Below are 24,493 nucleotides of genomic sequence, written 5' to 3' on the forward strand. Positions count from 1 at the left end.
CCTCTCCTCAATTCGTCGAGCCAGGCGCGGATGGTCTGTCGTCCGTCGACGCGCTGGACTCGTTCGATCCCAGCACGTAATCCCGCGGCACCTCCGTGAAACCAACGATCTGTCCGCCATTCTCGGCGACAAACTTCTCCGCGGCGGCCCGGTTCGAGAACGGCACAGCTTCGGCGCCGCCCATTCCGCCCTTGATGCGGCTGCCGATTACGAACAGCGCCTTTCGCGCCTCCACCCAATTATCCGCGCCGGGCTTGTCCCAGCTCGGTGCCTTCGCCATGTCGGAGACGTAGATGGCTTGGATGTCCTTCGGTTCGTCCGGCAGCATCGTGAAGGCGATGGCATCGCGCGCCGAGGAGAACCAGACCGGTTCGATCAGGCCAGCGGTCAGGATCTGTCCCTTCGGCCCTGGGTGCTCGAGCACGTTCATGCCGCAATAACGGCCGATCGCCTCCGCCGTCATCGCGTGCGGCAGCGGGAGCGCGGTCTGCTGTTTTTCGTTGCAGCCTGCGAGCAGGATCAGCGCGAGCAGCGTGTGGACAACAGCAATACGCTTCATAGCTCCCTCCGGGAGAACGACAGGCTTGCGGCTGTCAGTGGAATAAGTGTCCACAGCGCGAGCGCCGCCACGAGGACGCGGACCGACAACGTCGCGCTGCCGGCAAGCCCTGCCATGCCCGAGAATGCGCTGACATTGGCAAAGCCGGTCAAATTGAGGAGTCTGTAGATGTCGGTCGGATTGAGGAGGAGCAAGGTGTTGAGAACAGGGCCCGACATGTTCTGACCCTTGTCCAGGACGAGGAGGCCGAGCAACGCCATGTCGTAAACCAGCACGAGCAACAGCCACAGGCCGATACAGACGCCAGCAGCGGTGCCGCGGTCGCGCACCTGCGCGCTGACCCAGTAGCCGATTGCAATGAAGACCGCTCCCAGCAGTACGGAGGAAGCGATCATGGCGATGAATGCCTCCAGCCCCTCGCGATCCATATCACTGCCCGTTGCCAACAGGGCTGCGACGGCAGCCCCATAGCCAAAGCAGGTCGCGAAGGCGAGCACGGCGAGATGTCCGCAGAATTTCCCGACCAGCACCTGCCAGCGGGCGACTGGGTAGCTCAGGAGCAGGAGCATGGTGCCACGTTCCATGTCGCCGACGATCGCATCGTGCGCGATCAGGAGCGCAATCAGCGGCACCAGGAAGATCGTAAGGCTCGAAAGGCTGACGATGATCACATCGAGCGGACGCGCGCCCACATTGCTGCCGCTTGGCGCACTGCCAAGGAAGGTCAGCGACAACGCCAGCGCTGCCAGCAGCAGCGTTGCGGCAAACACCCAGCGGTTGCGCACGGCCTGGCGGATTTCTTTGGCCGTGATGGTGAGAATGGCATTCATCGCTTCCGCTCCGCCGATCGCAGGAAATGCGCATAGAGTTCGTCGAGACTCGGCGACATCACGTCGATATCCTCGACCGAGGTATCGGCTGCAGTCACGCGCCGCAACAGATCGATCTTTTGCTCCGGTGCCGCATCGATCTCGACAACGTGGCCGTTGAGCCGCCGGTATGGCGCGGATGCGGGTAGCCAGGCGGGTACCTCGCCTTGAGCAAGGCCGGATATTTTGAGCCGGATCCGGGTCGGCAGTTGCGCCAGCCGCCTCAGCTCATCGAGCGAGCCATCGGCGACCTTGACCCCGCGGTTCATGATGATCACGCGTCCCGCCCGTTCCTCGAGTTCGGTCAGCGCGTGCGAGCAGAGCAGAACCGTGGTGCCTTCGGCAGCAAGCCGTTGGATCGCTTCATAGAAGGTCTGGCGCAGTTCCGGATCGAGACCGGTGGTCGGTTCGTCGAGCAGCAGCAATTGCGGCCGTCCGATCAACGCTTGCGCCAGGCCGAGGCGCTGGCGCATGCCTTTCGAATAAGTGCCGACGCGCCGGTCGACGGCTGCGCCGAGCCCGACGATATCAAGCAGTTGCTCCGCCTTTGCGATCGGCTCCTGCTTCAGCCGAGCAAAGAAGCGCTGCGTCTCGCGTCCGGTTAGCGTGGCATCGAAGGAAACGTTTTCCGGCAGGTAGCCAAGCCGGCGCCGCGCCGAAAACTGACCTGCGGCGGGATTCTCGCCGAGGACCCGGATGGTGCCGTGCGTCGGATGAATCAAACCCAGCATCAGCTTCATCAGCGTGGTCTTGCCGGCACCGTTGTGACCGATCAAGGCGACCATTTCGCCTTGGTCGAGCTCGAACGAGGCGCCGGACACCGCATCGATCCGCCCATACCGTTTGCTGACGTCCGTTATTCGCACCGTGGTCATGGCCGAATCCCTTCCGCAAGCTTGCGGCGCGCCGGCGGCGACATCAGCGGATGACTGTCGACGACGCCGCCGGGCAGCAGCGCGGGAAATTGTCCCTGCGCCCACCGGATCACCTGCACGGCGGGACTGTTGATCAACACTTTTGCCGCAGGCGCGGTCCACAACACCCGGTCGATCAGGTCGCCAGGCCGATACGCCGTATCGGCAATACCGTCGCCGTTGAGATCGAAAGCCGGGTTGTCGCTCCAATAATTGCCGCGCCCGCCCTTCGACCAGTCGAGATAGCGAGTACCGACATACTTGACCTGGTTGGAATTGTTGACGAACGCATTGTCGATGATGGCGTTGCCTTCGGAACCTGCAGTGAAATGCACGCCGATTTCACAGCCTTCGAACCAGTTGTTCTCGAGCCGGTTGTTGTTGGTGTTGTAGATGAATACGCATTTTTCCGGACCCAGGCGCGGAGCCTTGGTCTGGCTTGCCTGCGCGGCGGTGCCGGCTTCCATCTGCGACATGCCTTCTTCCGCGGCACGGCTGTCTGATGTCGCCCAGCGTTCGGCCGGCTGCAATCCGCCAATCACGGTGTTGCCTGTGATTTTCGAACCATTCGCAGCGTTGAACAGCATACCTCGATCCCGATCGCGCTCGGAAACATTGTCCCGAACCACGAGCCGGTTAGAGAACATGAAGGCGAAGCCGATGGTATTCCCGGTCGAGACGTTGTTCGTGATCTCGCCGTCATTGGCGTACATGTAGTGGATCGCGAAGCGCAGGTTGCTGAAACGGTTGCCGCTGAAAAGATTGTTGCGGCTCGAGATGACGAAGATGCCGTCGCGCCCGTAGCGGAATTCGTTGTCGATCACCTTGGCCCCGGGAGCATTCCACACCGACACGCCGTTGCCGGCCTCGCTGATGCGCGTCTGGTGCAAGCCGGTGATGTGGTTGTGGCGAACCACGGCATCGGGAGCCCCGTGCACATAGACGCCGAACAGATTGTCCTCGATGCGGTTGTCCTCGATGACGGCGTCGCGCGCGGATTGCTCGACAAAAATGCCGGAGTCCATCGTCTCGAGCGAGCGTCCGGACCCGCGCACTTCAATGCCGCGCACCACGGCGCCGGGGGCGGTGACCGTCACGACGCTGCCCTGGCCAGATCCTGCGACTACGGCTCCGCTTTCGCCGGCAAGCGTCATGCGGTGGGCGATCCGCAACGGTCCGCGATAGGTGCCGGCGGAGAGGCGCACTTCATCGCCATCCGCCGCCTGGTCGAGCACCGCCTGCAGGTCGCCCAGCTCCGGTGTAACCGCGAGCTGCGCTGCCGATGCGCGTGCGACAAGGCTGGCAGCGGCAAGTGCCGCCAGCCCGAACCGCGCCATATGGTGTGGCGCCCCCACCATCACGCGTTTCGCGGGTGCACCAACATGCGCCCGCGCATTTCCATGTGCATGGCGTGGCAGAACCAAGTGCAGAAGTACCAATAGACACCCGGCTTGTCGGCGACGAAGGTCACCGACGATGTCTGCTGCGAGTCGATCTCCATGTTGATGCCATAGTTGACGATGCAGAACCCATGGGTGAGGTCCTCGACGTCGTCGATGTTGGTGATATAGACGGTCACCTCGTCGCCCTGATTGACCTCGAACTTGTCCAGCGCGAAGGCGGGTGCGGCGGAATACATGTAGACTCGCACCTTGTTGCCGTCGCGGACGACCTTGGCGTCGCTTTCGAGCTTGACGCCGTCGGCAGCCGCCTGCTTGCGCGCTTCCTCGAAGAACGGATCGTCGCGCTTCCAGATGCTGAGAACGCGGCCTTCCAGCTTCGAACGGTGCACGATCACGGCATCATGGGGTTCGGCGAAGCTCGGACCGTCATGGACGAGGCGCATGCGGTCGCCCGAGATGTCGATGAGCTGATCGTTCTCCGGCTTGAGCGGACCGACATTGAGGAAGCGATCCTTGGAGAACTTGTTCAGCGACAGCAGCCATTTGCCGTCAGCCTCCTTCGTCTCGCCCATCGAGGCATGGTTGTGACCTGGCTGATAGTGGACGTCGAGCTTCTGGGCAATCGGGTTGACCTTCTCGCCCTTGAACGCTCGCTTGGCTTGATCGATGTTCCACTTGCACACCTGACTGTCGAGAAACAGGGTCGTGTAGGCGTTGCCTCTGCCGTCGAAGGCCGTATGCAGCGGGCCGAGTCCGAGCTCGGGCTCGGCGACCACGACATCGCGCGGCTTGATCTTGTCATCGAATAGCTGGTCGAGCAGGCGAACGTCGAGGACGGTCACCGTCGGAGCCAGCTTGCCGTTGGCGACGACATGAATCCCGTCAGGTGCGGTGTTCAATCCGTGCGGGCTGTTGGAGACAGGGATGTAGCGCGTGTAAGGCGAACCATGCCGCCCGTCGATCACGGGCACACCATTCATCTCCTTGTAGTCGCCTTTCTTGACCGCCTCCTCGATTCGCTTGATGTTGAAGACAGTGACCCAGTCTTGCTCGCTTGCGGTCATTTCGGCGAGCGTCACGCCTTTCTCGGAGTTGTAGCAGGTCGCGAACGCATATTTGCCCTGGTAGTCGCAGTCGGTATTGTCGAGGTTGCCGTCGACCATCACCTGCCAGGCGACCTTCATGGTGTCGCCGTCGACGGCGGAGAAGATCGACCAGTATTTGCTCTTGTCGTCCAGCACCTTGCCATCGTTTGGCAGCGGCACCTCGTATTCGCCGTTGCAGAAAAGATATCCGGTGCGCGGATATTTCTGCGGGCGCATGCCGTGGATCGTGTACTGGTTGGGAAGCTCGATGATCTTGTCGCACTTCATGATGTCGGTGCGAATGCGGGCGAGGCGGGTATTTGCCTTGTCGTTGATGAAGACGTAGCGGCCGTCATAGGTTCCGTCCGTGAACGACATATGCGGATGGTGGCAGTCGCCGTTCGTCCAGATGCCGAGGCGGCTCTTCAGCCGCTCGCGGGTCTCCGGCAGCAGGCCCTCCGTCATGATCTTGCGGCTCTCATTGGTCTGGCCCCAGCCAGTCGCGCTGCAACGGTTGAATACCGGAATGCGCATCAACTCGCGCATCGAAGGCATACCAACGATGCGGACTTCGCCGGTCTGGCCGCTTGAGAAGAAGACGTAGTATTCGTCGAGCTCGCCGGGCGCGATCTCCGACTTCAGGCCACCGGCACGCGCCGGCGCCGCCTTGGTCTGTGCCGCGGCCGGTTCGGGCGCAAGACCCCTGCCGAGGCTCAGTCCACCCGCGATGCCGGCGGCGCGGATCGCTGCTGTTCCCACGATCTGACGGCGGCTGATCGTCGTCGACTTGTCGTCGTCATGTTTCTCACTTGCCATGTTCGTCTCCTTTGTCTGAACGGCTGGTTAGAGCTTGTGATTGCGCGGTGGCGAGCACCGGCACCGGCTTGCCGGCGTGCGTGATGACCGTCTTCGGTCCGCTTCCGCCGGCACGCATCGAGGACGACGACATGGCCTGGAACTTCTCGCGCTTGAGCCGCACCTGGATCATGTGCGGGCAGCGCTGGTCGTCGTAGTAGAGCTCCTGGCAGTGCATGCAGTAGATGCACTCGTTGACGTTGATGTGCCCCTCGGGATGGATCGACTGCACCGGACATTCCTTGGCGCAGCGCTGACAGGGCGAGCCGCACTCCTTCCAGCGGCGCAGCCATTCGAAGGTCCGGACGCGGCCGGGGATCGCCAGTGCGGCGCCGAGCGGGCAGAGGTAGCGGCAGAAGAAGCGCTCGATGAAAAGGCCGATGAAGAGCAGGCCGCCCGCATAGGCGACGAATGGCCAGCCGCGGGCGAATTTCAGGATGATCGCGGTCTTGAACGGTTCGACTTCCGCGAAGGTCTCGGCAAGCGCAACCGAGTAGAGCGACAGACCGAACAGGGCGAGGAAGATAATGTATTTGATCGGCCAGAGACGCTCGTGAAGACCCCAGGGCACCGTGATCTGCGGCACCTTGAGCCATTTCGCGACCGTATTGGTCAGCTCCTGCAGCGCGCCGAACGGGCACAGCCATCCGCAGAACGGACCGCGTCCCCAGAACAGAAGTCCGGCAGCGATTGCCGACCAGAGCACGAAGATCAGCGGCGCGGCAAGAAAGAACTCCCAGTGAAAGCCGGTCACCAGCGCGTTGGTGAAGGTCACGACGTTGACGACGGAGAGCTGCGCGTTGGCGTACCAACCAAGCCAGATCAGCACGAAGGCGAGATAGCCCCGGCGAACCCAGGTATAGAGCGTCGGCCGTCGCACCAGGATGTTCTGAAAGAAGAAGATGGCGGTCAGTACGATCAGAGCTATCGCCGTGATCGCGATCGAGGCCGGCTGCGAGCGCCAGATCCGCGTCCATAGCGGCTCTTCGCCGTCCTCCGCTGGCAGGGACACCTGTGCGGCGGGAGCGGAGGTTTGCGTCGCCGGCGTGCCGGACGGCACCGTCGCCGCACGTTGCTCGGACCGTAGGTACCGATCGGGCAGATTGTAGTCGAGGTCGAAGGTGAGAAACGCCTTGTCGCGGCTGCCGACGTTTCTTTGCACGAGCAGCTGCAGTTCCCAGGGCTGCGTCGGGTCGAGTGTGAATTCTGGCGGCGTGACGAACAATGCGATTTCGTGGAAGTCCGGCGCGCCGTCGGCGGCAAGCGCGCCCAGGCGCGTATGATTCCGGTCGCGGAAGCGGGTGCTGGAGCCTTCCTGAAGGATTTCGACGCGGTCGAAAATGCCGCCGCGCACATAGGCAGAGCCCTTGAAGGAATAGATGCCGTCGCCAGCGATCATGATCGCCTGCTGTCCCGGCTGCAGGCGCTCCTTCAACCGCTCATAGCCCTCGTCGCCGAGCAGGCTGCGGCCGATCGTCGGGGCGCTGGCAAGCGCAACATAGAGGTCGATGAAGGTATCGCCTGGCTCGCCCGCTTCAGGGTTCTGTGCGGCGGCCGTGTTTCCCGATTTCGCGAATGCATCATTGACCTCGCCGATCGTCAGGTGCAGCCGCCGCACCGAGCCGTCGCCGACAAGGCTGGCCCAGTCACGAATCTCGCTCTTTCCGAGGTCAAGCGTCTTGGTGACCGGCGGCAACGCCGCCGCGACGCTCCCGCCGCCAATTCGTCCGGTTCGAATCAGCCGTACCGCGGAGCGTACGATGCTGTCGCTCATGACCAGCACGGTCACGGTCGCGCCGCTGATGATGTCGACCTGCGGCGGCCGTTCCGCACCTTGCGCGATCGGCCTCATATCCTTGCCGATCAGCCTGTTCACGGCGGCGACGATACGCGGCTCCGGAATTCCGATCAGGACGATCGGCTCCTTGTGGTCGACGAGCTTCAGGCCCCTGACGATGCCGTCGGAATCGATGCCGACCAGGATGTGGATCGGCTTGCCTGAATAGCCGACCGAATTAGCGAAATCCGAGTTGAGATAGACAAAGCCCTGCAGTTGGTCGCCGCGATAGACGGGAACAATCGGCGGGTCGCCCTGCGGCGGACCGAAGCGATCCGCACCTGTGAAGAAGTCGCTGGGTTGGGCTTTTGGCAGATAGGTGGCGAGATCGCTCGCAGCCAGGGCCGCGCGTGTCCAGAAGATGATGCCAACGGCGACAATCACGGCCAGCGCGAATGCGACCGCTCGTCGGCGGCCATGACACGCTGAACTGGGACAAGGGGGCGTCGGCGCTGACAACCCTAAAGGGATCACCGATCCAACCACCGAAAGTTGACTCCTGTTCAGACCGGCTGTCTAGTCGTAACCGGGACACGCGAGTTTGTTCTGGATCAAACACAGCTATGCAGGTGGCTCATGCTGCTAACGCGAGCATTGCTTTTGAAAGACGAACCGGCGGGAACCCTGCAGTCGCTGGATGAGCTGTTTGCGCTTGCCAATGCGATGGAGAAGGAGGCCGCGGATCGCTATTCGGAGCTTGCAGAAGAGATGCGGGCGCAGGACAGAGATGATCTTGCGGCAGTTTTCGCGCAGCTCGCGGCCGCCGAGCGCGAGCACGTCGATAGTGTGACACGTTGGTCGCTGTCGCGCTGTGGCAAGGCGCCTGATCCGGCACTGGTGCGCTGGGATGCGCCGGAGACTTTCGATGCCGAGACCATGGCCGAGATCAAGGCGTCGCAGCTGACGACACCTTATCGTGCCCTGGCGATGGCGGTGCGCAATGAAGAGCGCGCGTTTGCCTTCTGGTCCTATGTCGCGGCGTTCGCCGCCGATTCCGAGATCAGGAAGGCCGCCGAAGCCATGGCACGGGAGGAGCTTGCGCATGTGGCGACCCTGCGCAAGGTGCGGCGGAGCGCCTATCACCTTGAGCACAAGGAGCGGGCGGGTGAGGGGGGCGCTGAGGCAGCAGCTCGGGTGCATGCCGGCGCGCTGGAATCTCGTCTGGCCGTGCGGCTCACGGACCTCGAGGCGCGCGTCCAAGGACGTTCGCAGAGCCGCGCTCACGAGCTTCGCGAAGAGGCCGAACTGATGTCGGCCCATGCCGCGGGATTCGGGTCCTTTCCTGCGGCACTGCAGGGAGCTGATGCCCAGATCATCGCCGAGGCTCTGACCGACGCCTATATCGACGGTGCCGAACGCTCGGACGATCCGGCGCGTGTCGAGCTTCTGCAGAAGCTGGCGGAGCGTGCCATCGCCCGGCTTGCCTGGCTGCGCAGCCTGGAGCCCGTTGTTAGGGCGAAAGCGTGATGAGCTTGGAAACAATCAATGACAGGATTCGTGCCTCTTCAGGCAAATGATTGCGGTTATGTTGATTCGCTCCGCAGGCCAAGATGGTCAAACAAATTCATCGGGAGCGGAAAGACCACGGTCGAGGACCGTTCGCCCGCGATGTCGTGCAGCGCCGCGAAATAGCGTAGCTGCATCGCTTGCGGCTCCTGGGCGAGGATGCGGCCGGCCTCGACGAGCTTTTCGGCGGCCTGCTGCTCACCCATCGCATTGATCACTTTGGCGCGTCGCAGCCGTTCCGCCTCGGCCTGCTTGGCTATCGCGCGCACCATGGTTTCGTTGAGATCGACATCCTTGATCTCGATCGACGTGACCTTGATGCCCCAGACGTCGGTCTGCTTGTCGAGGCTCTCCTGGATGTCGGCGTTTAACCTGTCGCGTTCTGCGAGCATCTCGTCGAGTTCGTGCTTGCCGAGTACCGAGCGCAGCGTGGTCTGTGCGAGCTGGCTGGTCGCGGCCATGTAATCGCCGACCTTGATGATCGCGCGCTCGGCATCGACGATGCGAAAGTAGAGGACGGCGTTGACCTTGACCGAGACGTTGTCGCGCGAAATCACGTCCTGCGGCGGCACGACCTGCACCATCACCCTGAGATCAACCTTCACGAGTTGCTGCACGACTGGAATGAGGATGATGAGGCCCGGGCCCTTCACGCCAGTGAAACGGCCGAGTGTGAAGACGACGCCGCGCTCATATTCTCGCAGGATGCGAATGGCCTGGGTCAAAAAGAGGATGACGACCAGCACAAGCGCTGCATAGGTCAAGTAATCAAGCATCATGATGTATCTCCTTCGCCGGTCGGGACTGGCGCCGCACCACCAGCGTCAGATCGATGATGTTGGCGACTTCAACCACCTCGCCCGGCTTGAAGGTTTCGGTGCCGCGCGCTTGCCATCGCTCGCCGTGCGTGAAGACATGACCTTCATTCTCGGACCAATCGAGGACCTTGGCGGACAGGCCTCGCATGGCTTGCGCGCCGACGCGGACCGGACCGCTGCGAGCGCGCCGAAGCGAACCGAGCACGACGAGAACAAAGCCGATGAACGTCGCCGTCACGATGGCGATGAGCCACCACGACAGTCGGTAGCCCGGCGCTTCGACCCTGAAGAGCATAACCGCTCCCAGCACAAAGGCGATGACTCCGCCGAGGCCGATCACGACCGTCGGGTTGAAGGCCTCGAAGGCGAGAAGCGCGATCCCGACCAGCATCAAGGCGAGGCCGGCGTAGCTGATCGGCAGCAAATTGAGGGCGTAGAGGCCCAGCAGCAGGCAGATCGTGCCGACGACGCCGGGGGCGACCGTGCCGGGGGACATGAATTCGAAGATTAGCCCGTAGACGCCAACCATCAGGAGAATGAACGCGACGTTGGGATCAGTGATGACCGCCAGGAACCGGGAGATCCATCCAGGATCGATTATTTCGACGACGGCGTCCTTCGTCGCCAGACGTTGCGTCTTGCCACTTGCAACCTCGACAACGCGACCATCGACCTTCGCGAGCAGTTCGACCGGATCGCGTGCGATGAGATCGATGACATGTTCGTGCAACGCGCCGTTGGCGGAGAGGGTGGCGGCCTCGCGCACCGCCTTCTCGGCCCAGTCGGCATTGTGGCCACGCAGTTCGGCGAGGCTGCGGATGAGGGCGACGGCATCATTCGTCACCTTTGCCGTCATGGCATCCTTTGGCTCGTGCTGGCGGTCGCTATCCTTGCTGTCTTTGCCCTCCTTGTCCGGGGTGCCACCCGGCAGACCCGGTATCGGACCGCCAATCTGCACCGGCGTCGCCGCACCGATATTGGTGCCCGGCGCCATTGCCGCGATATGGGTTGCATAGAGAATATAGGTCCCAGCGCTTGCGGCGTGGGCTCCGGAGGGAGCGACGTAACCGATGACAGGCACGGGCGAAGCGAGCACATCCGAGATGATCTCGCGCATGCTGGTGGTGAGACCGCCCGGTGTATTCAGACGCAGGATGACAATGTCTGCGCGTCGTTCGGCTGCTTTGGCCAGAGCGTCCTTCACGTAACTTGCCGACGCCGGCCCGATCGCTCCGTCGAGCGAAATAGTCAGTGCAAGACTGCGGTTCTCCTCCGCTAAGCCGGGAAGGAGCGAGACAACCAGAGCGACGATTGCAATCGCCGCAACGAGGGCCGCCTTTACGGTCTGCACGGCAAGCACTCCCTTGCCAAAAATATGGGGTTCCGTTCCGGAACCTCAATGGCCACGAACCACCGCACGCGCATGCCGTTGTGCAGTGCGATAGCTGGCACTCGCTTCCATTCTTGCAGAGCCTGAACCGATCAAGCGTGGCAAGCTTCGGCCCGGCGCACTCCTCACTTCGTTCTCGCCGGCGGCTTGTTTCTTTCGACCGGGCTGATGATAGGCTGCTAGCCTGGGTGGAAATTTAGAAACTCCTTGGGGCTTCTCCAAATGACGGCCGCATCAGGCCAGCGCCCCATCTATGCATGCGCGGGATGGGAAATCGATCTTGCCAGACGGGAATTGCGCTCTCAGGGAGCACCCGTACCTTTGGGCGGACGGGCCTTTGAAATCGTTGCAGAATTGGTCCAGGCAGAAGGCGAGCTGGTTTCCAAGAGTGATTTGACCAAGCGGGTTTGGCGGGGCGTATTCGTCGAGGAGGGCGCGCTTCGCGTGCACATCGCGGCGATCCGCAAGGCCCTCGGTCCGGATCGCGACATGCTGGCCACGACGGTCGGCCGGGGATATCGCCTTCTGGGATCATGGCTCATCCGGCATGTCGATGCGCCGGATCAGCCGGCCGCGCCCGAACTGTCGCCGTCGACCAACATTCCGGCCGCGACGTTCGATCTCATCGGTCGCGCTACGGCGATCGGTCATCTGTGGGAGCTTCTGTCAGCCTACCGAGTCGTGAGCCTCGTCGGGCCCGGCGGGATCGGCAAGACGGCGCTGGCGCTGCAGGCGGCCAGATCGCCGCCGTTCGGACTGACCGCCGACCGATTCCTCATCGAACTGGCCTCGCTTTCAAATTCCGAACTCGTGCCTTCAGCGGTTGCCGGCGTACTCGGCATCAAACTGGAAGGTGAAGAGATCTGCGCAGAGGCCATCGCGCGTGCCATCGGAGCACGGCAATTGCTGCTCGTTTTCGACAACTGCGAGCATGTGATTGGTGCCGTAGCCAGGCTGGCCGAGACCATCGTCAGCCGCTGCTCCGGCACCACCATTATCGCGACCAGCCGCGAGGCCTTGCGCATCGATGGCGAGCATGTCTATCGCGTGCCTCCGCTGGAAGTGCCGCCTGAGCCTCTGCTCGCACCGGACGCCATCTTTGAACACACCGCAGTCGAGCTGTTCATGACCAGGGCGAAGGCGCAGGGCTCTAGTTTCGAACGCGACGAGGAGAACCTTGGCGCCATCGCCGCCATTTGCCGCCGGCTGGACGGCATTCCGCTCGCGATCGAGTTTGCCGCGGCACGTGCGACGATGCTTGGACCGCCCAAGATTGCGGCGCTTCTGGACGACAGATTCAAATTCCTCACGACGGGCCGGCGCACCGCGCTGCCCCGGCAGCAAACGCTGCGGGCGACGCTCGACTGGAGCTATGATCTGCTCCCGGAGGCGGAGGCGCGGGTCTTGCGGCGGCTCGGCATATTTGCCGGAGACTTCCTGCTCGACGCGGTGATTGCGGTCGCCGGCGATCGCGAGAGGAGCGAAGTCACCGACCACCTTGCCAACCTGGTCGCCAAGTCGCTTGCCGTCGCCGACATTCGTGGCGACCGGCCGCACTACCGCCTGCTGGATACGACGCGCGCTTACGCGCTGGAAAAGCTCCATGGTTCAGGGGAATATGCCGACGCCGCGCGCCGTCACGCGCAATATTATCGTAGCTTCTTCGCCAATGCAGAAGCCGAAAGCGAGTTGAAGCCGCAAACGGAGTGGCTTGCCATCTACGGCCGGCACATCGACAACGTGCGTGCCAGCCTTGATTGGGCATTCTCGCCCAGCGGCGATGCGCAGACCGGCGTGGCATTGACCGCGGCGGCGGTGCCGCTGTGGGTGCAACTGTCGCTGCTCGCGGAGTGCCGCGAGCGCACTGAGTTGGCGCTGGCAAGGATCGACGAAGCCACCCCTGGCATGTCGCGCCTGCGCATGCAGCTTTCGGCGGCACGCGCCTGGTCGCTGATGTACGGCGTCGGCAGGGCTCGCGAGGCCGGTCCCGCCTGGGCCTTGGCCTTGCAACTCGCGGAGCAACTCGGCGACGCCGACTATTTGCTGCGCGCGCTGTGGGGACTGTGCATCGATCAGTTCAACAATGGCGAGTTTCGCAAGGCGCTGGAATTCGCGCACCGCTTCGCCGAGGTCGCGGTCGGCTCGAGCAACTCCGTCGACCTGATGATGGCCGACCGGCTTCTCGCCACCACGCTGCATTACCTCGGCGACCAGAACCTTGCGCATCATCACATCACGCGGACCTTGTCGCGCCTTTCGGATCTATCGCCAAAGCCGCAGGTGATCCGCTTTCGCTTCGATCTCCGGGTATCTGCGCACTATTTCCAGGCTCGCATCCTGTGGCTGATGGGGCTAGCCGATCAGGCCTTGCGCGTGGTCGAACACAACATCGAGGAAGGCCGGGCGAGCGGGCACGCCCTGACATTCTGCAGCGTGCTGGGGCAGGGCGCCTGCCCGATCACCTTCCTTGCCGGCGACCTCGATGCCGCGGAACGCTACTGTGCGCTATTGATCGAGCATACCGAGCGGCACCCGATCCGGCTGTGGAATTTATGGGCGCGCGCCTTCAGGGGCATGGTGATGGCAAGGCGTGGCGGCGTTGCCACAGGATTGCCGGTGCTGCGAAAGGCGCTCGAAGTGGCCGGCGAAGCGCGGTTCCTGCCACGCTTCCTGCTTCCGCTTGGCGAATTGGCAGCCTGTCTCGGCGAGGCCGGCGAAGTCGCGCAGGGGCTTGCCGCCGTCAATGAGGCGCTTGCGCGCTCCGAGGCGAGGGAAGAGCAATGGTACCAGGCCGAGCTGCTGCGTATCAAAGGCGAGTTGCTGCTCCGCGCCAGCGAACATCGCTCCGTTGTCGCCGCCGAGCTGTCCTTCGACAAATCGCTCCAGGTGGCGCGTAGCCAGGGCGCGCTGTTTTGGGAGCTGAGGACGGCAATCAGTCTTGCTCGATTGAGAGCCAGTCAGGACCGTTCTGCCGACGCACACCACATCCTTGCCTCCGTGTACGGAAAGTTCACCGAGGGTTTCGAGATTTCGGACCTGCGAAACGCAAGAGCAATGCTGGCGCAGCTTTCGACCGAGTGAGCCGCCTTGGCGCGATCCGCGGCTGCTCGCATCGTTCGGGTCGTACCAAGTCCCGCATTATCCGTTTTTCCGGGCCCATCCTATCGACAGCCCGCTGCTCTCGCCGCGCATGAGCTTCTCTTAATTTCCCGGTTTTTTGCGCCGCGCGTCTTGCAACGGAAGAGCGATTGAGATATTTGTAATACATCACTACTATACTAACGGGGACTCAACGTTGGACGTTCGCGGTTCCATTCGAGTTGATAGCGATGTCTTGATTGTCGGGGGTGGAGCAGCCGGTGTTGCGGCGGCTATCGCCTCTGCGCGTCAGGGGCTGAGCGTTACGCTGGTCGAGCGCTACGGTTTCTGCGGCGGCGGTGCTGTCGCCGGGCTCTCAGGCACCGTCTGCGGTCTTTACGAAGCGACGAATAATATTGCGGCGGGCCCGCAACAGGTCGTTTTCGGTTTCGCCGACGAGTTTTGCCGGAGGCTCGAGGCGATGGGAGGGCTCGGCGCGCCATTGCTCTACGGCAAAACATGGGCTCGCGTCCACGACCCGCTGGTGTGGCGTGAGGCTGCAGATGCGATGCTGCGGGAAGCAGGCGTCCGCGTCATCTTCCATGCGGTTGCCCAGTCCGTGCGAATGGAGGGCGACAAGGTCGAAGGACTTGGCATCTGGACAAAGCAGGGGCCGGTGGATGCACGCGCGAAGGTCGTGATCGACGCGAGTGGCGATGCCGATGTGGTCGCGATGGCAGGGCTGCCGAGTTTCATCGGCGACAACGGCGCGGTGCAAAATCCGACGATGATCTTCCGTATGATGGGAGTCGATGTCGAGCGCTTTGTCGGCGAATACGGCGTCGACACGATCATGCCGGAGAAGGTCTCCGCGATGATCCGCGCCAAGCACAATGCCGGCGACTACAAGCTCCCACGCGCCAAGATCTGGTTGTTTCCTACCACGCGTCCGGGAGAGCTACTGTGCAATTGCACGCGCGTGATCGGGCCGGATGGCCGAGAGCTGAACACGCTATCTTACCGGGACTTTACCGACGCGGAAATCGAAGGTCGGCTGCAGGCTCGCGAATATGCGCGCTTCTTCCGTGACAATCTGGTCGGTTGCGAGGATGCTTTCCTGAACGACACCGGCGTTCAGGTCGGCGTGCGCCAGACCCGCCAGGTGTCGGGTGTGAGGACGCTTGCAAACTCGGACGTCGTTCGAGGCGCGAAGTTCGCCGACGGCATCGCCGTGTCGCCCTGGCCGATCGAACTGCACTCGGGGGACAAGCCCAGGGTGGAGTGGCTGCTCAATGATTACTACGAAGTTCCTTACGGATGCTTCGTCCCCGAGCGTGGCGAAGGGCTGCTGGTCGCGGGTCGGTGCTTGTCGGCAGAACATGAGGCCGTGGCCTCAGCGCGCGTGACCGCGCAGTGCTTTTCCTACGGTCACGCAATAGGTCTCGCCGCGGCGATTGCAGTTCGCGAGAACGTGCTGCCTCGCGCTATCGACGGCAAGGATGTCAGAGCCGCGGTCAACGCGGACGGCGCACGCATTGGATGAGGACAATCCCCGAATGATCAAGTCTGAAATAAATGGGGCGATCGCGATCGTCACAATAAATCGTCCTGAGCGTCGCAATGCGTTGGGGTCGCAGTTGATGCGGGATCTCGGGGAGGCGCTATCCAGTGCCGAACAGAACGATGCGGTAAGGGCGGTGGTGCTGGCCGGGGCGCCGCCGGCATTCTGCGCTGGGAGCGACCTGAAGGAACTGGCCGGCCTATCGATAGCGGATATGTGCAAGCATGAGTCGGAGACGGCGGCATTCGCGCGTGCCATCGGCTATCGCGCAAAGCCGGTCATCGCCGCGGTGGAGGGGTATGCACTTGGTGGCGGCTTTATCCTTGCCGCGTCCTGCGACATCGTCGTCAGTGCGTCGACGGCTCGCTGGCATTTGCCCGAGGCGCCAAACGGTTGGCTGCCTCCGTGGGGTTTAGCATCGCTGGTAGCGCGAACCGGCCCTGTTCGAGCGCGCCGTTTGACCTGGGGAGCCGCGCCGATCGACGGGGTCGAAGCGGCTCGTATTGGACTGGTTGACGATGTGGTCGAGCCGGGCGCAGCGATCGAGCATGCGATCAGTGTGGCCAACGGGCTTGCCGCGGTGCCACTGGAGGCCATTGCGTCTACCAAGCGATTCTTTGAGCCATTCATCATGGCGGATACGGAGCGCCTGGATGAAGTCGCATCCAGGGAGTTCGCACTAAATTGCGAAACGCCGAGCTCTCGCAAGACCTTCGAACGTTTCATGGTGAAAGCGTGAGCAAGATTGTTGATGCTGCGACCGCGGTCGCTTCGATTCCGGACGGATCCACTGTCGGCTGTGTCGGCGTAATCGGCTGGGTGACGCCGGATGCGCTGCTCAAGGCGCTTGGAGAGCGCTTCCGCAAAACGGCGAGCCCGAAAGGTCTGACGTTCTATTTCCCTGTCGGAACGGGCGACGCCCAAGGCATCAGGGGAATGGATCACGTCGCGCAAGAAGGGTTGATGAAGCGCATCGTCGGCGGATCCTACATCAATCCGGTCGATCCAACGACGGGCAAGCGCCCGGAGTTGATGCGCTTGATCCGTGAAAACAGGATCGAAGCCTATTCATGGCCAATCGGAGCGACCATGCATTGGCTTCGCGAAGTCGCGCGCCGCAGCCCCGGTTACATGACACGGATCGGTCTCGGGACCTACATCGATCCCGAAAACGGCGGTGGCAAGTTCACCGAGCGCGCACGAGATGATCTGGTCCGGCGCATCGACTTCGAAGGTCAGCCATATCTATTCTATCCGACGTGGAAGCTGGACACGGTCTTTGTCTACGCCTCATCGGCGGACGAGGAGGGTAACCTTTCATTCGAGAACGAGGCGCTCGTCTCCTCCAACATCGCGCTAATCCTTGCGGCCAAGGCGCATGGTGGCCGTGTGATTGCTCAGGTGCGCCGAGCGGTACGTTATGGAACGCGGCCCGCTTCCGAGGTGCGGATTCCCGGCATGTTCGTCGACGCCGTCGTGGTCGATCCGTCGATGATGATGACGACCGACGTGACGTTCGAACCGGCTTACTTCGGCGGAGAACGGCTTCCTTTGTCGCAGCTTCCGCCCATTCCGATGTCGCCGGACAAGGTCGTTGCGTTGCGTGCATCGAAAGAGGTCCGCAAGCGAGAACTATCGATCTTCGGCTTCGGCGCAGCCGCCGACGTGCCCTTGGTGATGGCTGAGCAGGGGGTGTTCGAGAACGGTGGCCTCAAGGACTACTGGTTCACGACCGAGCACGGTTCCTACGGGGGCATCGTGATGTCCGGCTGGCAGTTCTCAGCCAACCTCAATCCCGATGCGATTTTGGACGGGGTCTACCAGTTCGATGCCATCGATGGCGGCCTTTGCCGGTTTGCGGCGCTGGCCTTTGCCCAATTCGACCGGGGTGGTCTGGTCAACGTTTCCAAGTTCGGCGTCGCAAATCCTGGTGCCGGCGGGTTCATCGATATCGCGGAAAACGCAAAGCGGCTGGTGTTCACCGGCACTTTCACCACCGGCGGCCTCGACGTCGCATTCGCCGATGGAAAACTGCGCATCGTCAAAGAGGGCAAGGTACGCAAGTTCGTCGATAAGGCCGAACACATTACTTATTCCGTGATCGATGGCGTGAAACGTGGTCAGACGGCCCGCGTGATCACCGAGCGCGCGGTGTTCGAGATTGCGGCCGAAGGCTTGATCCTCACCGAAGTCGCGCCGGGGATCGATGTTCGCCGCGACGTGCTCGATCAGATGGAATTCGCCCCATGGAAGGTGGCGGACGATCTCAAACTCATGGATGAGGCGTTCTTCCTGGATATGCCCTGCCAGGCGAGGGCCAGTTGAAGGTCGCAAAACGCTGATTCGATCAGGCTACACCAGTCCGATCCCTCGCTCGAAGATCTTGCGTGTATAGCCTTCGATCTGGTCCATCAGGGCCGTAGCGTGGGCAAGCGCCTTTTTCTCGTCCTGCCGCGCAACGGCGCGCGCCCGCTCGGCATGCAGTTTACCCATCGCTTCGAGGTTCTGCAGGTCGGACTCATATTTGTAGTAGAAGCGCCGGGACATCGCGTGGAGCGGTGAGATCGACCGGGCCGCAAAAGGATTGCCCGCCGCCTTCGCGATGAGCTGATTCGCATTGAACACCTCGCGAAGGTATTTTTCCAGATTGCCCTGCTTGCCGGCCGCATCGATTTCGTTGGCCGCTGCAACCAGCCGCTCGCGATCGGCGGCCATGATCCTTCGTGCCGCTCGTGTGGAAATGAAAATCTCAATTTCCCTGCGGAATTCGATGACGAGCAACTGCTCATGGAGATTGATCTCGGTGATCATCAAGCCATGTCGCGGCAAGATGCTCACCAGATAGTCTGCCTGCAGGCGCTTGACTGCTTCGCGGACCGGCGTGCGGCCAATCCCGATCTTGTCGGCAAGACCCTCTTCGGACCAGTGGCTCCCGGGAGGAAGCTGCAGCGTGACAATCATCTCCTCGAGGCGTCGATGCGCGGCATCGGCCTGTGATTCCGTCGTGACATCGATCGCAGCTTTCTTACCCATAAGTCGTCTAAGCCTTTGCAGTACACCGAGTCGTATTGAAGAACTCGCAAGCACCAGTCAACCGAGCAACGCCAGATCTATACCAGTTTGTTGTCCGTCGCCGTTTCCGCGACCTTTCTCCGATAGTCCAGTCAGTAGCTCTCACGTCGCCTCGGCATGCGAACGAAGAAGCCAGGCTTGACGCTTACCTTGTAAGATATTACTAGTACGTCAGTGAGATAATACAAACATTGTCAGGGAGGGAGAGACGTGCTCGGGTCAAGAGGATTTCTGCTCACAGGGTTGATGGCGTGCAGCCTGCTCGCGGCGCCGGCCGTTCGCGCTCAAGATGTCGTCAAGATCGGTCAGATCGAGGCATTAACGGGCGCCACCGCCACGTACGGATGGATGTCGGCGCAAGGCACCAAGGTCGCCGTCGAGGAGATCAACGCCAAGGGCGGCTTCAAGGTCGGCGACAAGACTTACAAGCTCGAATTGATCCAGGCGGATACGCGTGGCGAACCACGCGAGGCCACGGTTCAGTTTCGTAAGATGATGGAAGACAAGGTCCGCTTCGTCTTCGGTCCGTTCCTCACCAATATCTTCAACGCCATTGAACCGATCGCAAACCAGAACAACGGCAAGTTCCTGTTGTTCTCAGGGGCCACATCGGCCCATGCCGCGCTTGGAAAGCCGGATCACGACTATCTGTTGCGCACCTGGAATTGGGATGCCGGTTCGGCGGGGTTCGGCCAGTTGATGGTCGACTACCTGAAGAAGCTGAACACCAAGAAGGTGGCGATGCTGTTCCAGAATGATGCCTTCGGTAAGACGGCCGTCGACATCTATACGGGGCTTTTCAAGGCTGCCGGCATCGAGCTGCAGGTCGAGCTCTTTGAGCCCGGTACGAAGGACTTCAGTGCGGTACTTGCGAAACTCGCCGCCGGGAAGCCCGATATTCTCTTCCCCGGCTATTCCGATGCGGTGCTTTACGACATCGTGCGGCAGGCGACTGAATCCGGCTTCGCGAACCGCTTTTTCCTGGTTCGTGGCTCGATCGGGCCCGCGCTCAAGAACAAGGACGCCATCGCGGACTACGTAGCCTACGTCCCGAAGTACTTCGAGGAAGCCGAAAAGAGCGAGCCGAAGGTCAAGGTGTTCATTGAGAGCTACAAGAAGACTTTCAATCGGGAATTCCCCTACGACCAGGCGCCTCTGTGCTCATCGTCCTGCTACGACCATGTCTACATGCTCGTCCAGGCGATGCAGAGCGCAGGCACCGTCGACGACGTTTCCAAGATCCGGTCTGCGTTGCTGGCCATGACTTACGACGGGTTGTGGAAGATCCGATACGACAAGACCGGGGAGGCGGTGTTCGGGTTCGACGTGGTGCATGTGCGCAAGGGCGGCTCGATTGAAATCGTCAAATACGATCCGACCAAAGAATAGCTGAGATCGTCGCGCTTCGGCTTTCCCGGAATGTCTTCTTGGTCCGGGAAAGCCCCTCCATGATGAGGGGAGGGGCATTTGCCATGGCGTGCTCTCCTAACGGACACAGTATCCATGTCGCAGCTAATTATCGGGCAGATGCTCAACGGCGTGATCGTCGGCTCGCTCTACGGCATCATCGCGCTCGGCGTGACGCTCACCTTCGGTTTGACCGGCATTGTGAATTTCGCATTGGGCGCCTTCATGATGCTCGGCGCCTACACAACGTGGTATTTCTACGATGTGCTCGGCTTGCCGTATGCGTTGGCCGTGCTTGGCGCCGTCTGTGCCGTCAGCGTCGTCGGTTACGTCTCGGATCGCGCGCTGTTCCAATTCACGCGCGGCAATCTCATCAATGGCTTGCTTGTGTCGATCGGCATGATCTCGGTATTCGAGGCGCTCGTGCTGGCGGCCTTCACCACGACGCCGAAGGACCTCACTTACGTGCTGCCTGGCGCGTTGAACATCGCGGGGATTATCCTTCCCAAGATCAAAATCGTTGTCTGCGTCGTCTTCCTGGCCGTGATATTCGGCACTTATCTCGCGTTGACGCGCACTTGGCTTGGCCGTGCGGCGTTCTCCTATGCGCAGAATCCCGAGGCGGCTGCGCTGATGGGGGTTCACACCGGACGATTGCAGACGATCGTCGTCGTATACTCGACGGCGCTCGCAGGTCTTGGCGGGGGACTCTACGCCAGCATGTACTCGATCGAGCCGACGATCGGCTCCGGATACATTCTAAAGGCGGTGGAAGCTGCGATCCTTGCCGGCGTCGGAAGCGTCATCGGAGCGTTGGGCGGCGGCATCATTCTCGGTATCAGCGAGAACATAGGATCCGTCTTCCTTCCATCCGCCTTCCGTGACGCCTACGGGCTCGTCTTCCTGATCGCGATTCTCCTCGTTCGTCCGAGCGGCCTCTTTGGAGATCGGCCATGAGATACGCCATCGCCATCGGAATGCTCGCCGCGCTGCTGGCGCCTCTCATAGCTCACAGCGATTCGGTTCTTGCCATTGCGATTTACGCCTTCATGGCTGCGTCGCTGGCGGTCAGCTTCAATCTGATATTCGGATTCACCGGCCAGTTGTCGATGTTCCACGCGGCATCCTTCGGCGTGTCGGCCTACATCGTCACGATCCTCGTCACGATGTTCGGCTGGAATTTCTGGTTGGCCATAGCTCCGGCCCTCGCCGTCGTTCTCATCCTGTCGCTGATCGTTGGAACAATTTGTTTCCGGTTCAAGCTGAAAGAGTTCTACTTCGCCGTGGTCACGATGGCGTTTTCGGAGGTGCTGCGGTTGATCATTCTGAACTGGAACGGAATGACGAACGGCTCACTTGGCATCACCGTCGTGGACAGGCCGAGCCTCTGGACGCCGATTGGAAACGTTGCGATTTCGGGCGGGGTTGCCTGGTACTACCTGACGCTGGCACTGTTGGTTGTCGTATACGTCGTCTGTCAGGGGGTCCTTTCGTCGTGGATCGGACGGTGCCTTGCAGCGATCCGCCTGAACGACCAGTTAGGCGAAACCCTGGGTATCGATGTTTTCAAATACAAGCTGCTGAGCTTTGCGATCGGAAGCGTGCTCGCAGGCTTGGTCGGCGCCTTCTACGGGTTCTATTCAGGTTTTGTTGAGCCGCACTATCTCTCGATACCACTCGGGCTAGACATTATTGCGATGGTTCTGCTCGGCGGGGTTGGGTCGCTGATCGGGCCCGTGATCGGCGCCTTCGTATTGACGGCGCTTCCTCACGTCATCGAGTTGAGCGCGGAGCTCCGTATCGCGCTCTACGGTTCGATTCTGGTCTTTGTCATCCTGCTCATGCCGAAGGGCATCGTTGGCCTGATCGGGAGCAAAAGAAATGCTGCTTGATATCCGGAATCTGACCAAGCGCTTCGGCGGTCTGACAGCCGTTTCGAACGTCTCCTTCGGAATCGAGCGGGGCGAAATCATCGGGATCTTCGGGCCCAACGGCTCCGGGAAGACAACGACGCTCAGTCTGATCGCGGGAATTCTCGTGCCGACGGACGGCAGCATTGTCTGGAAAGGCAAGGATATCAGCGCGGTTCCGCCGTTTGAAGTTGCGCAGCATGGACTGGTGAAGACGTTTCAGAATCCGCAACTGTTTCCCGAGCTGACTGTCGCCCAGCACATGCGCATTGCATGTCACCTCCATATCAAACGCGCATTAGGCTTCGGTCGCGTGTGGTCACTATTCGGAGGCATGCCCGCTGAACTGAACGGCACGTTGACCCGCAAAATCGACCAGATGCTCGAATTGTGCAGGCTGGCCGACAAGCGAAACGAAGAGGCGGGAGCTCTGTCCTATGGGGGCGAGAAGATGTTGGGGGTGGCAATGGGAATGGTTTGCGAGCCCGAGCTGCTGTTGCTCGACGAGCCGGCCTCGGGCCTCGGCCACGATGAGATCATGAACCTCGACGCGGTCCTGCGCGATTTGAGAACGCATGGGGTCACGCTCTGCATCATTGATCATAAGGTTGGGTTCCTGGGCCGGCTGGCGGATCGCTCGATCGCACTTCATCACGGCGCGGTCATCGCCACCGGCAAGACCGCAGACGTTCTCGCCAACGAAGCAGTCATCGAAGCCTATTTGGGCAAGAAGCATGCTTGATGTCACCGATCTCAACGTCAGTTACGGCAAGCAGAAGGTCCTTAGAGGAGTATCCTTTGAGCTTCGGCAGGGGGAAGTCGTCACGCTGATCGGGCCGAATGCCGCTGGAAAATCGACGACCTTGCGCACGCTCGCCGGGTTGAAGAGGAGCGACTCCGGCAAGATCGCCTTCGACGGCAGTGACATGGCTTCCATATCGACAGCCGAGCGCGTCAAGTGCGGGCTGGTGCTCGTTCCGGAAGGCCGCCAGATCTTTCCGCGAATGTCGGTCCATGAAAACCTGTTGATGGGAGCTTACCATCGTTCCGATCGCGACCATGTCGAAGACGATATCGAACGCATCTTTTCCATGTTCCCTCGTTTGCGTGAGCGCAGCACGCAGCGAGCTGGCTCGATGTCGGGTGGCGAACAGCAGATGCTCGCCATCGGACGTGGATTGATGTCTCGGCCGAAGTTGATGCTGCTCGATGAGCCGACACTGGGTCTCGCGCCGATCATTATCGAAGAACTTGGGCAGATCATCCGCAATCTGGCCAAGGAGGGCCTTGCGATCCTGCTCGCGGAGCAGAATGCGGTGATGGCACTGGGATGCGCGGATCGCGCCTACGTGCTTCAGTCCGGCAATATCGTGACGTCGGGTGACGCGAAACGGCTCTCGGAGGCTCCCGAGGTCAAGCAGATGTATCTTGGCGCGTGACGTCAATTTGCTGGTGATCCATGAGTGCAAAGCAGGAAGTTGTTGGTCTGGAGAAGCGGGGTGACGTTGCGGTCGTCACTTTGTTGAGGTCTTCGCGCCGCAATTCGATGAATCAGGAGCTCGTGGACGGGGTGAGGGCGGCCCTGATCGAGCTGGATCGCGATGAGAGTGTCGGCGCCATCGTCCTCGTCGGTGCGCCACCTGGCTTTTCCGCCGGCAGCGACCTGAAGTTCATCGGCGCGCTCGGTCTCGAGGCGATGGGGCGGTTCGAGCAGGAATGCGGGGACTTGGGCCGCCTGATCGGTTTCATCAGCAAGCCCGTCGTTGCCGCGGTCGAAGCGTTCGCGATCGGTGGCGGATTTACATTCGCCACATGTTGCGACGTCGTTGTCGCGGGGCGCGGATCGAAATGGAGCTTGCCCGAGGTGCCGCATGGATGGCTCACTCCCTGGGGGATCAAGTCGCTGGTTGCTCGCGTGGGGCTGGTCAAGGCTCGTTTGCTCTGCTTCTGCCTTGAGCTGCTGACCGCCGAAGCGGCGCGCGAACTTGGTGTGGTCGATTATTGTTGCGATGATGGCAAGGCGCTTTCGACCGCTGTCAGTATCGCCGAGAAGCTGGCCTTGCTTCCAAGGCCGGCAGTTGCGGCAACCAAGCGCTTCTTTTCCGGCTATCTGATGGAAAATGCCGAGGCGATGGACTTCGAAGCCAATCGCCTCTTCCTCGACAATTGTCGGGAGAGAGCCGCCCAGGCGACTCTTGACAAGTTCCGGCACCGCTGATGGCCGCCATC

General features: G+C 61.5%; 20 protein-coding genes and 1 pseudogene. 11 read left to right on the forward strand and 10 right to left on the reverse strand.

Translation table 11 applies throughout. From position 1 onward, the window contains the following. Positions 1-7 precede the first annotated feature (7 nt). From OZ411_RS10540 to OZ411_RS10565, 6 genes are read right to left on the reverse strand one after another with little or no spacing between them, the layout of a single operon-like run. A complete protein-coding gene (locus OZ411_RS10540; RefSeq protein ID WP_282527876.1) occupies positions 8-559 on the reverse strand; it encodes a nitrous oxide reductase accessory protein NosL in 552 nt (183 codons plus the stop codon). Continuing rightward, positions 556-1,389 carry an ABC transporter permease subunit gene (locus OZ411_RS10545; protein ID WP_282527877.1) on the reverse strand — a complete coding sequence of 278 codons (834 nt, stop codon included), beginning with the start codon at positions 1,387-1,389 and terminating at the stop codon, positions 556-558. Before OZ411_RS10545 ends, OZ411_RS10540 begins: the two co-directional genes overlap by 4 nt. Continuing rightward, complete coding sequence (locus OZ411_RS10550) at positions 1,386-2,303, reverse strand: ABC transporter ATP-binding protein (RefSeq protein WP_282527878.1); 918 nt, start codon at positions 2,301-2,303, stop codon at positions 1,386-1,388. Before OZ411_RS10550 ends, OZ411_RS10545 begins: the two co-directional genes overlap by 4 nt. Beyond that, positions 2,300-3,700 (reverse strand): nitrous oxide reductase family maturation protein NosD, encoded by a 1,401-nt coding sequence (locus OZ411_RS10555; RefSeq protein ID WP_282527879.1) that lies wholly within the window; start codon positions 3,698-3,700, stop codon positions 2,300-2,302. The genes OZ411_RS10550 and OZ411_RS10555 overlap by 4 nt, the downstream gene beginning before the upstream one ends. Then, positions 3,700-5,646, reverse strand: coding sequence for a TAT-dependent nitrous-oxide reductase (nosZ, locus tag OZ411_RS10560; RefSeq protein WP_282527880.1), 1,947 nt, complete (start codon positions 5,644-5,646; stop codon positions 3,700-3,702). Before nosZ ends, OZ411_RS10555 begins: the two co-directional genes overlap by 1 nt. Beyond that, the gene (locus OZ411_RS10565; protein WP_282527881.1) at positions 5,636-7,906 is read right to left on the reverse strand and encodes a NosR/NirI family protein; all 2,271 of its coding nucleotides are present in this window, start codon (positions 7,904-7,906) and stop codon (positions 5,636-5,638) included. Before OZ411_RS10565 ends, nosZ begins: the two co-directional genes overlap by 11 nt. Positions 7,907-8,122: 216 nt before the next feature. On the opposite strand from OZ411_RS10565, the gene OZ411_RS10570 reads away from it, so the two are divergent. Then, positions 8,123-8,989, forward strand: coding sequence for a ferritin family protein (locus OZ411_RS10570; protein WP_349016996.1), 867 nt, complete (start codon positions 8,123-8,125; stop codon positions 8,987-8,989). 56 nt (positions 8,990-9,045) lie between these two features. On the opposite strand, the gene OZ411_RS10575 is transcribed toward OZ411_RS10570, so the two are convergent. Beyond that, positions 9,046-9,807, reverse strand: coding sequence for a slipin family protein (locus OZ411_RS10575; protein ID WP_282527883.1), 762 nt, complete (start codon positions 9,805-9,807; stop codon positions 9,046-9,048). Further along, entirely contained in the window at positions 9,797-11,197 is a 1,401-nt protein-coding gene (locus tag OZ411_RS10580) for a nodulation protein NfeD (RefSeq protein ID WP_282527884.1), read from the reverse strand. The genes OZ411_RS10575 and OZ411_RS10580 overlap by 11 nt, the downstream gene beginning before the upstream one ends. 261 nt (positions 11,198-11,458) lie before the next feature. Here OZ411_RS10580 and OZ411_RS10585 point away from each other — a divergent pair, with 261 nt between their 5' ends. From OZ411_RS10585 to OZ411_RS10600, 4 genes are all read left to right on the forward strand, one after another. Then, complete coding sequence (locus OZ411_RS10585) at positions 11,459-14,317, forward strand: winged helix-turn-helix domain-containing protein (protein ID WP_282527885.1); 2,859 nt, start codon at positions 11,459-11,461, stop codon at positions 14,315-14,317. Between the two features lie 253 nt (positions 14,318-14,570). Continuing rightward, entirely contained in the window at positions 14,571-15,857 is a 1,287-nt protein-coding gene (locus OZ411_RS10590) for an FAD-dependent oxidoreductase (protein ID WP_282527886.1), read from the forward strand. A gap of 13 nt (positions 15,858-15,870) precedes the next feature. Further along, on the forward strand, positions 15,871-16,614 hold the full coding sequence (locus OZ411_RS10595; RefSeq protein WP_282527887.1) for an enoyl-CoA hydratase/isomerase family protein: 744 nt from the start codon (positions 15,871-15,873) through the stop codon (positions 16,612-16,614). Then, a complete protein-coding gene (locus tag OZ411_RS10600; RefSeq protein WP_282527888.1) occupies positions 16,611-18,200 on the forward strand; it encodes a CoA-transferase in 1,590 nt (529 codons plus the stop codon). The genes OZ411_RS10595 and OZ411_RS10600 overlap by 4 nt, the downstream gene beginning before the upstream one ends. 27 nt (positions 18,201-18,227) lie before the next feature. Here OZ411_RS10600 and OZ411_RS10605 read toward each other — a convergent pair whose 3' ends face one another. Together OZ411_RS10605 and OZ411_RS43360 are read right to left on the reverse strand one after the other, a co-directional pair. Further along, a complete protein-coding gene (locus OZ411_RS10605; protein WP_282527922.1) occupies positions 18,228-18,686 on the reverse strand; it encodes an FCD domain-containing protein in 459 nt (152 codons plus the stop codon). Positions 18,687-18,743: 57 nt separating this feature from the next. Then, positions 18,744-18,908, reverse strand: a pseudogene (locus OZ411_RS43360) (GntR family transcriptional regulator); the annotation flags it as partial. A gap of 249 nt (positions 18,909-19,157) precedes the next feature. Here OZ411_RS43360 and OZ411_RS10615 point away from each other — a divergent pair. The 6 genes from OZ411_RS10615 to OZ411_RS10640 all read left to right on the forward strand — a co-directional run bounded on the left by OZ411_RS10615 (position 19,158) and on the right by OZ411_RS10640 (position 24,482). Next, on the forward strand, positions 19,158-20,336 hold the full coding sequence (locus tag OZ411_RS10615) for an ABC transporter substrate-binding protein (RefSeq protein WP_282527889.1): 1,179 nt from the start codon (positions 19,158-19,160) through the stop codon (positions 20,334-20,336). Positions 20,337-20,450: 114 nt separating this feature from the next. Next, positions 20,451-21,311, forward strand: coding sequence for a branched-chain amino acid ABC transporter permease (locus tag OZ411_RS10620; RefSeq protein ID WP_282527890.1), 861 nt, complete (start codon positions 20,451-20,453; stop codon positions 21,309-21,311). A 20-nt stretch (positions 21,312-21,331) separates the two neighbouring features. After that, positions 21,332-22,246, forward strand: a complete 915-nt coding sequence (locus OZ411_RS10625; protein WP_282527891.1) for a branched-chain amino acid ABC transporter permease — start codon at positions 21,332-21,334, stop codon at positions 22,244-22,246. Beyond that, a complete protein-coding gene (locus OZ411_RS10630; RefSeq protein WP_130576594.1) occupies positions 22,236-23,006 on the forward strand; it encodes an ABC transporter ATP-binding protein in 771 nt (256 codons plus the stop codon). Before OZ411_RS10625 ends, OZ411_RS10630 begins: the two co-directional genes overlap by 11 nt. Continuing rightward, positions 22,999-23,703, forward strand: a complete 705-nt coding sequence (locus OZ411_RS10635) for an ABC transporter ATP-binding protein (protein WP_282527892.1) — start codon at positions 22,999-23,001, stop codon at positions 23,701-23,703. The genes OZ411_RS10630 and OZ411_RS10635 overlap by 8 nt, the downstream gene beginning before the upstream one ends. A gap of 107 nt (positions 23,704-23,810) precedes the next feature. Next, complete coding sequence (locus OZ411_RS10640; RefSeq protein WP_282527923.1) at positions 23,811-24,482, forward strand: enoyl-CoA hydratase/isomerase family protein; 672 nt, start codon at positions 23,811-23,813, stop codon at positions 24,480-24,482. Positions 24,483-24,493: the final 11 nt, after the last annotated feature.

This window comes from Bradyrhizobium sp. Arg237L, assembly GCF_029990105.1.
In the GTDB taxonomy this organism is placed as follows: Bacteria; Pseudomonadota; Alphaproteobacteria; order Rhizobiales; family Xanthobacteraceae; genus Bradyrhizobium.

Bases quoted from the DNA above. Each gene is read 5' to 3' on its own strand.
- OZ411_RS10605 (WP_282527922.1), bottom strand. From the start codon at position 18,686: ATGATCACCGAGATCAATCTCCATGAGCAGTTGCTCGTCATCGAATTC.
- OZ411_RS10575 (WP_282527883.1), bottom strand. From the start codon at position 9,807: ATGATGCTTGATTACTTGACCTATGCAGCGCTTGTGCTGGTCGTCATC.
- OZ411_RS10545 (WP_282527877.1), bottom strand. From the start codon at position 1,389: ATGAATGCCATTCTCACCATCACGGCCAAAGAAATCCGCCAGGCCGTG.
- OZ411_RS10640 (WP_282527923.1), top strand. From the start codon at position 23,811: ATGAATCAGGAGCTCGTGGACGGGGTGAGGGCGGCCCTGATCGAGCTG.
- OZ411_RS10550 (WP_282527878.1), bottom strand. From the start codon at position 2,303: ATGACCACGGTGCGAATAACGGACGTCAGCAAACGGTATGGGCGGATC.
- nosZ (WP_282527880.1), bottom strand. From the start codon at position 5,646: ATGGCAAGTGAGAAACATGACGACGACAAGTCGACGACGATCAGCCGC.
- OZ411_RS10620 (WP_282527890.1), top strand. From the start codon at position 20,451: ATGTCGCAGCTAATTATCGGGCAGATGCTCAACGGCGTGATCGTCGGC.
- OZ411_RS10555 (WP_282527879.1), bottom strand. From the start codon at position 3,700: ATGGTGGGGGCGCCACACCATATGGCGCGGTTCGGGCTGGCGGCACTT.
- OZ411_RS10540 (WP_282527876.1), bottom strand. From the start codon at position 559: ATGAAGCGTATTGCTGTTGTCCACACGCTGCTCGCGCTGATCCTGCTC.
- OZ411_RS10595 (WP_282527887.1), top strand. From the start codon at position 15,871: ATGATCAAGTCTGAAATAAATGGGGCGATCGCGATCGTCACAATAAAT.
- OZ411_RS10585 (WP_282527885.1), top strand. From the start codon at position 11,459: ATGACGGCCGCATCAGGCCAGCGCCCCATCTATGCATGCGCGGGATGG.
- OZ411_RS10625 (WP_282527891.1), top strand. From the start codon at position 21,332: ATGCTCGCCGCGCTGCTGGCGCCTCTCATAGCTCACAGCGATTCGGTT.
- OZ411_RS10635 (WP_282527892.1), top strand. From the start codon at position 22,999: ATGCTTGATGTCACCGATCTCAACGTCAGTTACGGCAAGCAGAAGGTC.
- OZ411_RS10630 (WP_130576594.1), top strand. From the start codon at position 22,236: ATGCTGCTTGATATCCGGAATCTGACCAAGCGCTTCGGCGGTCTGACA.